Annotated in this window: 16 protein-coding genes; 13 read left to right on the top strand and 3 right to left on the bottom strand. The window is 64.7% G+C overall.

All coding sequences use genetic code 11. The features are described 5' to 3' along the window. Positions 1 to 69: 69 nt before the first annotated feature. The gene (locus tag ACQHI0_RS17025) at positions 70 to 825 is read left to right on the top strand and encodes a YebC/PmpR family DNA-binding transcriptional regulator (RefSeq protein WP_067452155.1); all 756 of its coding nucleotides are present in this window, start codon (positions 70 to 72) and stop codon (positions 823 to 825) included. A 58-nt stretch (positions 826 to 883) separates the two neighbouring features. Here ACQHI0_RS17025 and ACQHI0_RS17020 read toward each other — a convergent pair whose 3' ends face one another. Beyond that, positions 884 to 1,384, bottom strand: a complete 501-nt coding sequence (locus tag ACQHI0_RS17020; RefSeq protein WP_427908902.1) for an SRPBCC domain-containing protein — start codon at positions 1,382 to 1,384, stop codon at positions 884 to 886. An 80-nt stretch (positions 1,385 to 1,464) separates the two neighbouring features. On the opposite strand from ACQHI0_RS17020, the gene ACQHI0_RS17015 reads away from it, so the two are divergent. The 11 genes from ACQHI0_RS17015 (at position 1,465) to ACQHI0_RS16965 (ending at position 9,325) form a co-directional block, all read left to right on the top strand. Next, complete coding sequence (locus tag ACQHI0_RS17015) at positions 1,465 to 1,974, top strand: O-acetyl-ADP-ribose deacetylase (RefSeq protein WP_427908901.1); 510 nt, start codon at positions 1,465 to 1,467, stop codon at positions 1,972 to 1,974. A gap of 262 nt (positions 1,975 to 2,236) precedes the next feature. Then, on the top strand, positions 2,237 to 2,620 hold the full coding sequence (locus ACQHI0_RS17010) for a WXG100 family type VII secretion target (protein WP_427909191.1): 384 nt from the start codon (positions 2,237 to 2,239) through the stop codon (positions 2,618 to 2,620). A gap of 63 nt (positions 2,621 to 2,683) precedes the next feature. Further along, entirely contained in the window at positions 2,684 to 2,908 is a 225-nt protein-coding gene (locus ACQHI0_RS17005) for a WXG100 family type VII secretion target (RefSeq protein ID WP_427909190.1), read from the top strand. A gap of 11 nt (positions 2,909 to 2,919) precedes the next feature. Beyond that, the gene (locus ACQHI0_RS17000) at positions 2,920 to 3,474 is read left to right on the top strand and encodes a hypothetical protein (RefSeq protein ID WP_427908900.1); all 555 of its coding nucleotides are present in this window, start codon (positions 2,920 to 2,922) and stop codon (positions 3,472 to 3,474) included. A gap of 248 nt (positions 3,475 to 3,722) precedes the next feature. After that, positions 3,723 to 4,229, top strand: a complete 507-nt coding sequence (locus tag ACQHI0_RS16995; RefSeq protein ID WP_427908899.1) for a hypothetical protein — start codon at positions 3,723 to 3,725, stop codon at positions 4,227 to 4,229. A gap of 1,051 nt (positions 4,230 to 5,280) precedes the next feature. Next, on the top strand, positions 5,281 to 5,616 hold the full coding sequence (locus ACQHI0_RS16990) for a hypothetical protein (RefSeq protein ID WP_427908898.1): 336 nt from the start codon (positions 5,281 to 5,283) through the stop codon (positions 5,614 to 5,616). Positions 5,617 to 5,961: 345 nt separating this feature from the next. Continuing rightward, positions 5,962 to 6,408 (top strand): acyl-CoA thioesterase, encoded by a 447-nt coding sequence (locus ACQHI0_RS16985; RefSeq protein ID WP_427908897.1) that lies wholly within the window; start codon positions 5,962 to 5,964, stop codon positions 6,406 to 6,408. 80 nt (positions 6,409 to 6,488) lie between these two features. Then, the gene (gene ruvC, locus ACQHI0_RS16980; RefSeq protein WP_378902897.1) at positions 6,489 to 7,058 is read left to right on the top strand and encodes a crossover junction endodeoxyribonuclease RuvC; all 570 of its coding nucleotides are present in this window, start codon (positions 6,489 to 6,491) and stop codon (positions 7,056 to 7,058) included. Beyond that, entirely contained in the window at positions 7,055 to 7,654 is a 600-nt protein-coding gene (ruvA, locus tag ACQHI0_RS16975; RefSeq protein WP_427908896.1) for a Holliday junction branch migration protein RuvA, read from the top strand. The genes ruvC and ruvA overlap by 4 nt, the downstream gene beginning before the upstream one ends. Before the next feature lie 3 nt (positions 7,655 to 7,657). Next, positions 7,658 to 8,758 carry a Holliday junction branch migration DNA helicase RuvB gene (gene ruvB, locus ACQHI0_RS16970; protein ID WP_427908895.1) on the top strand — a complete coding sequence of 367 codons (1,101 nt, stop codon included), beginning with the start codon at positions 7,658 to 7,660 and terminating at the stop codon, positions 8,756 to 8,758. Positions 8,759 to 8,812: 54 nt separating this feature from the next. Then, positions 8,813 to 9,325 carry a GtrA family protein gene (locus tag ACQHI0_RS16965; RefSeq protein WP_266290661.1) on the top strand — a complete coding sequence of 171 codons (513 nt, stop codon included), beginning with the start codon at positions 8,813 to 8,815 and terminating at the stop codon, positions 9,323 to 9,325. 70 nt (positions 9,326 to 9,395) lie between these two features. On the opposite strand, the gene ACQHI0_RS16960 is transcribed toward ACQHI0_RS16965, so the two are convergent. Then, entirely contained in the window at positions 9,396 to 9,974 is a 579-nt protein-coding gene (locus ACQHI0_RS16960; protein ID WP_427908894.1) for a DivIVA domain-containing protein, read from the bottom strand. Between the two features lie 36 nt (positions 9,975 to 10,010). After that, positions 10,011 to 10,640, bottom strand: coding sequence for a TetR/AcrR family transcriptional regulator (locus tag ACQHI0_RS16955; RefSeq protein WP_427908893.1), 630 nt, complete (start codon positions 10,638 to 10,640; stop codon positions 10,011 to 10,013). A 62-nt stretch (positions 10,641 to 10,702) separates the two neighbouring features. On the opposite strand from ACQHI0_RS16955, the gene ACQHI0_RS16950 reads away from it, so the two are divergent. Further along, positions 10,703 to 12,193 carry a flavin-containing monooxygenase gene (locus ACQHI0_RS16950; protein WP_427908892.1) on the top strand — a complete coding sequence of 497 codons (1,491 nt, stop codon included), beginning with the start codon at positions 10,703 to 10,705 and terminating at the stop codon, positions 12,191 to 12,193. Positions 12,194 to 12,210: the final 17 nt, after the last annotated feature.

Genomic DNA, 12,210 nt, shown 5'->3' with positions numbered 1-12,210 from the left:
GACGGTGAGTAGGCTGGATCGAGCTTGTCCGCCCGGGCAGACGCGCAACCGACTTGAAGGAAGTAGGGCATGAGCGGCCACTCCAAATGGGCCACCACCAAGCACAAGAAGGCGGGAATCGACGCCAAGCGCGGCAAACTCTTCGCCAAGCTGATCAAGAACATCGAGGTGGCGGCCCGCACTGGTGGTAGTGACCCTGCGGGCAATCCGACGCTGTTCGACGCCATCCAGAAGGCGAAGAAGACTTCGGTCCCCAACGACAACATCGAGCGCGCCCGCAAGCGCGGCGGTGGTGAAGAGGCCGGCGGCGCCGACTGGCAGACGATCATGTACGAGGGCTACGGGCCCAACGGTGTCGCCGTGCTGATCGAGTGCCTCACCGACAACCGCAACCGCGCCGCGGGCGAGGTCCGGCTGGCGATGACCCGCAACGGCGGCAACATGGCCGACCCGGGTTCGGTGTCGTACCTGTTCGCCCGCAAGGGCGTGGTGACGCTCGAGAAGAACGGCCTGTCCGAGGACGACGTCCTCGAGACGGTCCTCGACGCGGGCGCCGAAGACGTCAACGACCACGGCGACGTCTTCGAGATCATCTCCGAGCCCGGCGATCTGATCGCGGTGCGCTCGGCCCTGCAGGCCGCGAACATCGACTACGACTCCGCCGAGTCCGGGTTCCAGGCGTCGGTGTCGGTCGCGGTCGACGCCGAGGGCGCGCGCAAGGTGTTCAAACTGGTCGACGCGCTCGAAGACAGCGACGATGTGCAGAACGTGTACACCAATGTCGACATCTCCGACGAGGTCGCCGCGGAACTCGACGACGAGTAGTCGGATTTCCGTGGAACCGCCCCGGCCGTGAATTCGGCCGGGGCGGTTCACGTTTCGGCTAGGAAGCCCGCTGCTGGTAGTAGCCCGACATCGACGGGTAGTAGTCGGCGAAATCCGGTCGTTCGGTGTGCGTGCACGCGGCGACGAACATATCCGCGTAGTACTCCCAGCCCGGACCGATCTGTGGGATCTCCGCCAGCTGATATTCCGAGGTCAGATGGTGGACCAGGCGCAGCTCGGTGGCCGCGCCGGTATCGAGCAGGGTCACTTCGAGGCGCCACAGGCCGATCTGATCGGTCGAGGAGATGCCGAGGTGGATCGGTGGGGTGCAGTCGTCGATGCGCATGGCCGTCCACGGCTCACCCTCCTCGAACCGCATCTGCACCTGGATGGTGTTGCCGGTGCCCGCGTCGCCCTCCCAGGTGCCGTACCACCCCGAGGTCAGATGCGGATCGGTCAACCGCGCCCACACCTCCTCGATCGGCAACCCCAACGACCTGGTGATCACCAGATCCCGCCCCTCGGGCGTCGCCACGATGTCACCGGTGGGTTTGGCCATGTGTGGTTCTCCTCGCCTCGGACGGACCGACCACCTCGACGGTACCCGCGGGCGAAGTCAACGCCCGGCACAATGACGACATGACGCGAATCGAGATGGCCCGGGGTGACATCACCGAACAGCAGGTGGACGCGGTGGTCAACGCCGCGAACTCCTCGCTGCTCGGCGGCGGCGGTGTCGACGGGGCGATCCACCGCAAAGGCGGCCCGCAGATCCTGTCCGAATGCCGCGACCTGCGCGCCTCGCACTACGGCAAAGGTTTGCGAACGGGGCAGGCGGTGGCGACCACAGCCGGTCGATTGCCCGCGCGCTGGGTGATCCACACGGTCGGGCCCGTGTGGTCGGCCACCGAGGACCGATCCGAACTGCTCGCCTCCTGCTATCGCGAATCCCTGCGCGTGGCAGACGAATTGGGGGCGGCAACGGTCGCGTTCCCGGCGATCTCCACCGGCATCTTCGGCTGGCCGATGGACGACGGCGCGCGGATCGCGGTCGAGACCGTACGCGCGGCCGAAACGAACGTGACCCTGGTGCGGTTCGTCCTGTTCGACGATCGCGCGCTCGAGGTGTTCACCGCTGCCCTCGAATAGCGCCCGTTCAGCGACTGTGTGTGGCAAGTGTCAGCGAGTGCGAGCCGCAGCCGGCCGCGATGATCAGTCGGGCCACGAATGTGCCGGACCCCGGTGACACACTCGCGGCCATGGGGAACCCATAGTGCCGTTTCGGGTGCGGATCCCGATCTGTGCATCCGGTATCGATCCGCAACTGCACGCCATAGGCTCGACGAACCAGCAGTTCGCGGACCAGGCTCGTTTCGGCGGCCGGAGGATCGGGTTGGCTCGCGGCAATCGAATGTCCGCTTTTTGGGGGGAACCTTTGTCGCAATCGTGGGACGGTAAGTTCGACGTCGTTCCCGCCGAAGTCTCCGGCGCTGGTCGATACGTCCAGCTTACGGCGCAGGAACTCGTGAACGGACTCCGCGCGATAGACGCTGATGTCAACAGGTTGCTCGAGAATTGGACCGGCAACTCGGCGACGGCATATCGCGTCGGCTGGGACGAAACGCGCAGGGGCGCGCAAACTGTTCTGGAAGCATTGGCCACGATGGCCGAATTGTTGGTGTGGTCGCCGACACACACGTCGAGCTGGACACGCGACCCGCCTCGGACACCAGCTCGGTGGATCTGCCGTAACGCATTGGGGGAAGTACTTCATGACCGACTCGTACCGCGTTGACCTGGACGATCTCGACGACATTTCCACACAGCTCAGCGGCTTCGTCGGGTTCTTACCGAGAGTATTGCCGGTATCCAGCAACGCACGACCAATCTTCAGTCCAAGTGGACCGGCCCGTCTGCGGTAGCCGCCAACGATGCGTTCACGAAATGGGTGAGCGGCGCTCAGGATGTCACCGAAGGCATCGAGACCATGCGTACGTCAGCGCTGGCGGCACGGGACCGATACAACGCCGCCGTCGCGACGAACTTGCAAATGCTTGGCCGCTCGGCGGGTCACCAGTCGTGACAGTTCTGGATGTGTCCGCGCAGACCTATTACGACGCGGCCGACATCTGCGCGAAGGCGTCCTTCGGCCACTTCGAGGCGTTTAAAACCGCTATGAGATCTTTCGGCGACACCACCAATATGGCGGGAAGCGTCGGCGACGGCAAGAACTGGGCAGAATCCTACGACCATCAGTGCAAAGACATCTACACCATGTCGATCGACATCGTGCTCGCACTCGACGGGTACGCCCAGGTCCTTAGACAGGCTGGGTACAACCATGCCCTCGCCGACCATGACCCGAAGAGCGGCGAGCCGGAACCGGCCGCTCCCAACCTTAATCCTTCGTTTACTCTCACCCCACAGGAACTCACATCCCTCCTGGTACCTCCCTCAGCGGGAGGGCCAGGTCGCGGGCTTGTGGACGACGGGTTCGAACTGGCCGTGAAGGTCGGAATACCGATACCCGACGGCGACACGCCAAACTGTCGCGCGCAGGCGACGTTTGGCACAACCTGGTCAACAACGCCTTCGTCACAGCGGCACCGGTTGAAATCGAACGTGCTGCCGCTCTGTTCGAGCAGGTAACCTCTCCCGATGCAAGCTTCATCGATGAAGACCTGCGCCAACTCAAATCAGCCGCAAGCGATCTCGGCGGCGCGTACGGTGAACTCGCGCAAGCCTGCCGCGACCAGAAAACAGCTCACGATGACCTCCGAGAAGACCTCAGGCAACTGTGCGAACAACTCGCCACAGAGATCGCCGTCGAAGTCGCGGTCAACCTAGCCCTGTCCGTTGTAGCTTCCGCTGTCAGCTTCGGAGTAGGTGGCGCCGCGGTGGCTGCCAAGACCGCTGTCGCCGTCGCCAAGATCATCGACAAATTCGTGGACCTGATCAGGATAGCTGTCAAAGCGGCAAAGGTCCGGGCAGCGGTTATCATTGAGCGCGTTGGTGTACAAACAAGAGAAACAATCCAGCGCATCAAAGATCTAACAACACAACTCGTGAAAAAATTCGAAGACCGGAGAACAGGAAAAAAGACTACTGATCCGAATGTTCGAGATGACCCGTTCTGGAACGACATCAAGGCAACGCAGGATAACTATCCTGGAAGTGAACTGCCTCGTTCCTATGAAATGCAGGTCGGTGAAAACCGGATGTGGGTTCATGGTAATGCGACCGAGCATATGGTGGAGTATTTGCAACACATGGCGGGGCGTGGCGCTACCAAGGAGCAACTGGATCTGGCAACGCAGGCGCAGATGAAAAGTCTGCAGGCTGCGGCCGCCGAGGCCAGCCGGGATGGCGTCCCCTACAATGAGCTCGTACGTGTTGGTGGTTGAAAATTGAAATTTGCTCCGCCGCGCGAGGCTGGTCAGCTCCCCGTTGTCATCCGTGCGCTCCCGCTCGGTTGATTGGAGATCAATGGTAAAAGTGGTTGGACACACGGGCTGTTCTGATACCTCGGTCGAGGTCGATCCTTGGGTTCCGATGAAAGTCTCGTGGTCGCCTCGGCCCTCAACTGATTTACTCTACCTTCGAGTTTCAGGGCATGAAGGTGGAGAGGTCGAGCTAAAATTGGATTTAGAGACGGGTATGTTGATGGCGGCGATTGTTCTGGTCGCGCCGCCTGTATCGAATGTGTCCGTCGAGAGTTCGTCGGGGTATCACAGGATCGCCGAAGGTGCAGCTCCTGTGCTCGATCGGAGTATCTGGGGCCCGACCGATGGCGACGCAGGGCGATTGCGGCATGGATCCATAGTTCAATTGCATGACGAACTGGGGCTTCTTGTCGACGGACCAGAAATCAGACTTCGGTTCACCAGTAGCCGGGCATCGTCGATTATCGAATGTGGGCATGTCTGGGTTGGGGTCTCTGACAGCGGTGAGCTGTCAGAGATTGGTGCAGTTTCGAGTTGAGCGAAGCTGCGGACCGGGGCTTTCGTCCGGAGGCTGTTTGATGGGAGGTGGCGAGGACTGCTCGGCCTTGATTTTCGTTGGCAGGTTGGTCTTCGTTTTCCATAGTTCGAGGGGCAGGTTTCGGCTGGTCATTCCCGGCTCGTCGCGATAGAACGTGCCGGTTAGGTAGTGCTTCCACTCGAGTGAAGGCGGCGGCGAACTTGTTGTATAGGTGCGATGAACCGGGAAATATGCTGTGCCCGAGTCTGTTCGGCGTCGTTAGTGAGTGAAGATTTCGCGGCCTGCGCGCAGGTGTTGTTCCATCGCGGCGGCGGGCCGTCGACCGCGAGGAGGATCTGGGTGTGGCCGTGTACGGAGGCGCGCCGGCCAAGGGGCGTGCGGTGGAGACGGGGCCCGGGTGTGTCGGGTCCATTCCGTGGTTATCGTGCAGAGGGTGACCAGCGGCGGGTTCTGGGGTGGAAGGCGCCAGTAGGTGTGAAATTCGATGCCGATGGCCATCGATTTCTTCTGGCTGAGGGCTTCGTCGGAGCGGTCGATGATCTCGTGCAGGGGCAGCAGATTCGATTCGACAGCACGCAGGGCGGCGAGGTTGCCGCGCAGTCGCGACGCCGCGGGGAGGTCGGTGAAGGTAGTACCGCGGCCATGTCTGTGGTCGACCAGTCTTCTTCTTGGTCAATCCGCACATCGTCCTGTTCGACCCGGCCACTGTTCATCGACTACCTGGTCGCACATGGTGACGTGAAAGCGGGTATGCGGATGCCTCCTCCAAAGGCACGCCCAGCCAGTTCGTCGCCGAGCCTGGCCGAGTGATGCAGCGGGGCTACGCCTCCAACGAGCCCCTACCGCCGGGAATGTTACGTGAACTGGCTCATGCCGGTTAAATCGCAGCTCATGCACGAATCCGGCGACGAGATCTGCCCGCACGCCTGGTCCGTGCGCACCGGTGAACCCGACAAGCTCAGCCCGCGTCTGGTCGAGCTTGTCACCCGGGCTCAGCGTAACGGGGTGTCGAGGTTCCTGACGGGCTCGCCGCCGACGCGATCGTCACCAACAGGTTCATCGACCAGGCGATCGGGTTGGAGAGCGCGCCGTAGTCGCCGGTTCCTCGGTTTCGGCCGACGGAATGTGTCGGACCCCGGTGGCACACTCGCGGGCATGGCGGAAACCAGTGTGCCGTTTCGGGTTCGGATTCCAATTCGGGTGTCCGATCTCGACCCGCAATTGCACGTCACCGGTGCGGCGTATCAGCAGTTCGCTGATCACGCGCGGTTTGCGTGTGTGACCGAGGCGGGGGTCTCGGTGCCGGACTTGCTGGCGGCGGGGGTGGGGCCGGTCAATCTCGAACTGAACGTTCGCTATCTGCGCGAGTTACGCGCGAACGAGACGGTCGAGGTCGACTGCCGCTGGGAGTGGGGGCAGGGCAAGACCTATCGGGTGGAGCACACACTCACCAGGGACGACGGGGAGGTCGCCGCGACGGTGTCCTATGTGAGCGGCCTGCTCGACCTACGAGCGCGCAAGTTGATTCCGGATCCGGCGCGAGTCTGGGCCGAGCACGCACGCGATCCCGTGTTGCTCGGGTTGCCACCACGACCGGCGTGACGCTCGTGTCGTTGGTCGGCCGCGACCGGGAGATGCTCTAGACTTTCGAACAACTGTTCGTGTCTTCGAAGGGGTGGCCGGTGCGGGTGATGGGCGTCGATCCCGGGCTCACCCGGTGCGGGCTCAGCATGGTCGACAGTGGGCCGGGGCGGAAGGTGGTCGCCCTCGATGTGGGGGTGGTGCGGACACCGCCGGAGGCCGAGTTGGCGTTGCGGTTGATGGCTGTGGCGGATGCCGCCGAGGAGTGGATGGACACCCATCGGCCCGAGGCTGTCGCGATCGAGCGAGTGTTCGCGCAGCACAACGTGCGGACGGCGATGGGAACCGCGCAGGCCGGTGGGGTGATCGCGCTGGCCGCGGCACGGCGCGGGATCCGGGTGGCCTTTCATACGCCCAGCGAGGTGAAAGCGGCCGTCACCGGCAACGGTACGGCGGACAAAGCGCAGGTCACCGCGATGGTGACGCGGATTCTCGGTTTGCAGGTCGCGCCGAAACCCGCGGATGCCGCCGACGCGCTCGCCCTGGCGATCTGTCATTGTTGGCGGGCGCCGCTGATGGACCGGATGGCGGCCGCGCAGGCACAGGCGGACGAGGTCCGCCGCCGCTACGAACAACGGCTCGCCGAACAACGGAAGGTGGTGCGCGGGTGATCGCGTCGGTACGCGGTGAGGTACTCGAGATCGCGCTCGATCATGTGGTAATCGAGGCCGCGGGTGTCGGCTACCGCCTCAATGCCACTCCGGCGACCCTCGCCGGGCTCACCCGCGGCGAGCAGACCCGCCTGTACACCGCGATGATCGTGCGCGAGGACTCGATGACGCTGTTCGGGTTCGCCGACACCGAAGCCCGCGAACTGTTCGCGCTGTTGCAGACCGTGTCCGGCGTCGGCCCACGGCTGGCCATGGCGGTGCTGGCCGTGCTCGAACCCGAAGCGCTGCGAAAAGCGCTGGCCGAGAGCAACGTCGCCGCCCTGACCCGCGTGCCCGGCATCGGCAAACGCGGTGCCGAGCGGATGGTCGTCGAACTGCGCGACAAGGTGAACCAGGTGGCTGTTCCCACCGGTCCGCCCGGCGCGCAAACACCGAGTACGCCTGTGCGTGAACAGGTTTGCGAGGCGCTCATCGGCCTCGGGTTCCCCGCGAAGCAGGCCGAACAGGCCGTCGATGCCGTCCTTGGCGACCAGCCGGCCGCCACCACCTCGGTCGCCTTGCGTGCCGCGCTCGGCCTGCTCGGCAAGAACAGGTAGACCGTGGACTCCGCCTCCGACTTCGACAGCTTCGACGAGACCGACGAATCCGACCTCACCGCCCGGTATCTCAGCACCGACGGCGAAGCGGAGACGGGCCTTCGCCCGACCTCACTCGACGAATTCATCGGCCAGCCCCGCGTGCGCGAACAGCTCGCACTTGTCCTGCGCGGCGCCCGCCAACGTGGTGCCACCCCCGACCACGTCCTGTTGTCGGGCCCGCCGGGACTCGGCAAGACCAGCATGGCGATGATCATCGCGGGCGAACTCGGCACCGCCCTGCGCATCACCTCGGGACCGGCACTGGAACGCGCGGGCGACCTCGCCGCCATGCTGTCCAACCTGGTCGAAGGCGATGTCCTGTTCATCGACGAGATCCACCGGATGGCCCGCCCGGCCGAGGAAATGCTCTACCTGGCGATGGAGGACTTCCGGGTCGACGTGGTGGTCGGCAAGGGTCCAGGCGCGACCTCGATCCCGCTCGACATCGCCCCGTTCACCCTGGTCGGCGCCACCACCCGGTCGGGTGCGCTCACCGGCCCGCTGCGCGATCGCTTCGGCTTCACCGGGCACATGGACTTCTACGACCCCGCCGAACTACTGCAGATCCTCACCCGCTCGGCCCGCATCCTCGGCGTGCAGATCGACCACGACGCCGCCGCCGAAGTCGCCGGACGTTCTCGCGGCACCCCGCGCATCGCCAACCGGCTGCTGCGCCGGGTACGCGACTACGCCGAGGTCAGGGCGGACGGCATCATCACCCACCCCATCGCGATGGCGGCGCTCGAGGTCTACGACGTCGACGCACTCGGCCTCGACCGCCTCGACCGTGCCGTTCTCGGTGCGCTCGTGCGGGGATTCGGTGGGGGACCGGTGGGCGTATCGACCCTGGCCGTCGCCGTCGGCGAGGAATCGGCGACCGTGGAAGAGGTCTGTGAGCCGTTCCTCGTCCGCGCGGGACTCGTCGCCCGCACACCCCGCGGCCGGGTCGCGACCGCGGGCGCCTGGGAACACCTCGGCCTGGTGCCACCGCCCGATCTGGTCATCGGCGCCATCGAAGTGCGTGGCCGCGAACCACAGCCGAGCGCCGACCGCTACGAGTGAGCGCGCGCCGCTCCGGGCGGGCGCGGCACCGCAACGTCGTCTACTGTCGATTCGGTGGCAGTCCTAGAGGTGGTGCAACGACTCCCCGAGCCGTTGCGTTCCCTGCTCCTGAAGCACCGGGAACTCCTGAAATTCGCCGTGGTCGGCGCGATCACCTGGTTCATCGACACCGGCGTGGTGTACGCGGTGAAACTGACCGTGCTCGGCGACAAGCCGCTCACCGCGCGGCTGCTGGGTGCGCTGATCGCGACCATCGCGTCCTACATCCTCAACCGCGAGTGGTCGTTCCGCGCACGCGGCGGCAGGCAGCGCAGTCACGAGGCCGCGCTGTTCTTCACGGTGAGCGCGCTGGGCATCGCGGTTACCATGATCCCGCAGGCCCTGTCGCTCTACGTGCTGAATCTGCGTGTGCCGCACGTGGATCCGACGGTGCAGATGGTCGCCAACTTCATCTCGGGCCAGATCCTCGGCGTCCTGCTGGCCATGGCGTTCCGCTTCTGGGCCTTCCGCCGCTACGTCTTCCCCGACGACCTGCGCGAAGCCGAACTCCACAGCATCCAGGGATAGGGAGACGGGTGCCACTACCGCGGCGTAGCCGCCCATCGCGGCCGAGAACCCGCGGCACCAGCCGCCAATATCACAGCCGGCGCTCGGGGTGTTCCATGGCGGTGATCACGAGGTCGATGAAGGCGTCTACTTCTTCTCGGGAGTAGCCGCGGGTGCCGAGGCGGGTGTCGGTGAAGCGGACACTGCGCACATCGGAGGTAGTGAGGCTGCCCGGCCCGTTGTGGGCCAGGGTGGCCGCGACCAGGTCGAGGAAGGCGTCGACCTCTTCCTCGTGGTAGCCGCGCCGACCGACAGCGGACTGGGTGAAGCGCATGCGGTGCACGTCGTCGGGGGTGAGCAGCTCGGCGACATCGTCGCCCGCGCGCGCCGCCGGAACGGGAGCGCCGCCCTTCTGGCGATGTTCGAGCTCGGTCCGCACCCGGTCGAGGAAGTCGTCGACCTGGTCGGCCTGGTACCCGCGACCGCCGAAACGCGGTGCGCCGAAGTGCACGTGGCGGATGTCGTCGGCGGTGAGTCCACCCTGCCCGTCGAGGGTGGCCGACACCTTTTCCAGGAAGGCGTCGACCTCGTCCGCGTGATAACCGCGATGCCCCAGGGTCGGCATGGCGAAGTGGGTGCGGCTCACATCGTCGGGCGTCACAGCGGTCATTGTCTCAGGATTGCCCTTCTATCCCACGGCTTTTCGTTATCGGGCAGCGGCGCGCACGCCATCGATGAACAGCCGCCGCACGGCGTGACTGTACACCGCCATCGACGCGGGATCAGGTGTTCGCATACCCGCGACCAGCCCCGCGACGATCATGCCGAGTGCCGCCTTCGCGGTGTTGGCGGTATCGATGTCGGCGCGCAGATAGCCGACACGCACACCGTGATCGAGGTAGCGCGTCATGAGGATCTCGGTGGCGTCGACGAGGCCGTACACCCGCTCGGTGAGTTCGTCGTCGATGCCGGTGGCGTGGAACAGCAACAGATGGGCTGTGCGCGGATCGTCGAGCAGGACGCGGTTGAGTGAATCGCTGATCCGGTCGATCAGTGCGGCGTATTCCTCGATGGTGGCGGCGCTTTCGGGCACCATGTCGTTGTCGAGCGCGCCGAAGATGCGCCCGCTCACCTCGTCGATGACATGGTCGATGATGTCGCGCTTGTTGGCGAAATAGCGGTAGAAGGTGCCGTGCCCGATGCCGAGGCGCGTGGCGATATCGGCGATTCCGGTGGCGTGATAGCCCTTCTCGGCGAAGCAGTCGAACGCGGTATCGATGATCTCCCTGCGCAATTCGGCTTTGCGCTGGTCGATTCGCGAGAGTGGCTTCGTCACATTGACGATGTTACAGTCGATGTAATCAGAATGACATGTCATTCTCACGATGGAGGTTCGGCGTGGTTCCTCAGCTCGACGCGATTGTGGTCGGAGCGGGTTTCGGTGGCATCGGTGCCGGTATCGAACTCGACCGGCTCGGGTTGCGCGATTTCGTCATCCTCGAGCGGGAGGACGATCTCGGCGGCACCTGGCATGTGAACAGGTATCCGGGTCTGGCGGTCGACATCGCCTCGGTGACCTACTCCTATTCCTTCGAGCCGAACCCGTCGTGGTCCAGGCTGTTCGCGCCGGGCGCCGAGCTGAAGGAATACGCCGAGCGCGTGGCGGACAAATACGACCTGCGCAGGCGGATGCGGTTCGGGACCGTCGTCGACGGCGCTCGCTGGGATGCGGAGAACCAGCAGTGGGTGGTCTCGATCGCCGGTGGTGAGACGCTGACCGCGCGCTATCTGCTCGCGGCGACCGGGTTCCTGTCCCAGCCCTACACCCCGCCGTTCCCCGGCATCGAGTCTTTCGCGGGCAAGATCATCCACACCACCGACTGGGACGCCGACTACGACCTGACCGGCCGCAAGGCCGCCGTTATCGGCACCGGTGCCACGGCGGTGCAGCTGGTGCCCGAGGTCGCGAAGCAGGTCGACGAACTGACCGTGTTCCAGCGGACCCCGATCTGGGTGGTACCCAAGGTCGACACGCCGATTCCGGGGGTGGTGCAGGAACTGTTCGACAGAGTTCCGCTCACGCAGAAGGCCGCTCGGCTGGTCAACACCGGCATGCTCGAAGCGCTGATGGTCGTCGGCGTGCTGCACTACCGGCAGGCCAAACCGCTGAATCAGGCGGCCGCGCTGCTGGCGAAGGCGCATCTGTTCGCGCAGGTGCGCGACGCCGAGACCAGGGCGAAGCTCACCCCGCACTACGACTTCGGCTGCAAGCGCCCGACGTTCTCCAACACCTACTTCAAGACGTTCAACCAACCGCACGTGCGGCTGGAAACGAACTCGATCGACCATGTGGAATCCGACGGCATCGTTACCGCCGACGGCCACAAGACCGAGATCGATACTCTGCTGCTGGCCACCGGCTTCAACCTGTGGGACGTGAACTTCCCGGCAATCGAGATCGTCGGCCGCGACGGCGTGAATCTCGGAAAGTTCTGGCGCGACAACCGTTTTCAGGCCTACGAGGGCATCACCGTGCCCAAGTTCCCCAACTTCCTCAGCCTCAACAGCCCCTACTCCTACAGCGGGCTGTCGTACTTCACCACCATCGAAGCGCAGATGAAGCACATGGGCCGGTTGTTCACCGAGATGTTCCGCCGCGGCGAGCAGACCTTCGAGGTGACCGAAGCGGCCAACGCCGAGTTCCTCGACCGGATGACCGACAAGCTGGGTTCCTCGGTCTTCTACGGCGGCGACTGCGCCACCGCGCGCAGTTACTACTTCAACCAGCACGGTGAAGCGGCGTTGCTGCGCCCGACCAGCACCGCCGCCGCGCACCGCGAGGCTGTCACCTTCCCGCTCGACGATTACACCTACGGTCGTGCCGTCTGAGTCCCCATTTCACGTGC

The sequence above is a fragment of the Nocardia sp. FBN12 genome (assembly GCF_050320175.1).
GTDB lineage: Bacteria > Actinomycetota > Actinomycetes > Mycobacteriales > Mycobacteriaceae > Nocardia.
This window is presented reverse-complemented; position numbering and strand designations above follow the sequence as displayed.

Coding starts and splice junctions, on each gene's coding strand:
- ACQHI0_RS17025 (WP_067452155.1), top strand. CDS start 70: ATGAGCGGCCACTCCAAATGGGCCACCACCAAGCACAAGAAGGCGGGA.
- ACQHI0_RS16985 (WP_427908897.1), top strand. CDS start 5,962: ATGGCGGAAACCAGTGTGCCGTTTCGGGTTCGGATTCCAATTCGGGTG.
- ACQHI0_RS16960 (WP_427908894.1), bottom strand. CDS start 9,974: ATGACCGCTGTGACGCCCGACGATGTGAGCCGCACCCACTTCGCCATG.
- ACQHI0_RS17010 (WP_427909191.1), top strand. CDS start 2,237: ATGTCCGCTTTTTGGGGGGAACCTTTGTCGCAATCGTGGGACGGTAAG.
- ACQHI0_RS17020 (WP_427908902.1), bottom strand. CDS start 1,384: ATGGCCAAACCCACCGGTGACATCGTGGCGACGCCCGAGGGGCGGGAT.
- ACQHI0_RS17015 (WP_427908901.1), top strand. CDS start 1,465: ATGACGCGAATCGAGATGGCCCGGGGTGACATCACCGAACAGCAGGTG.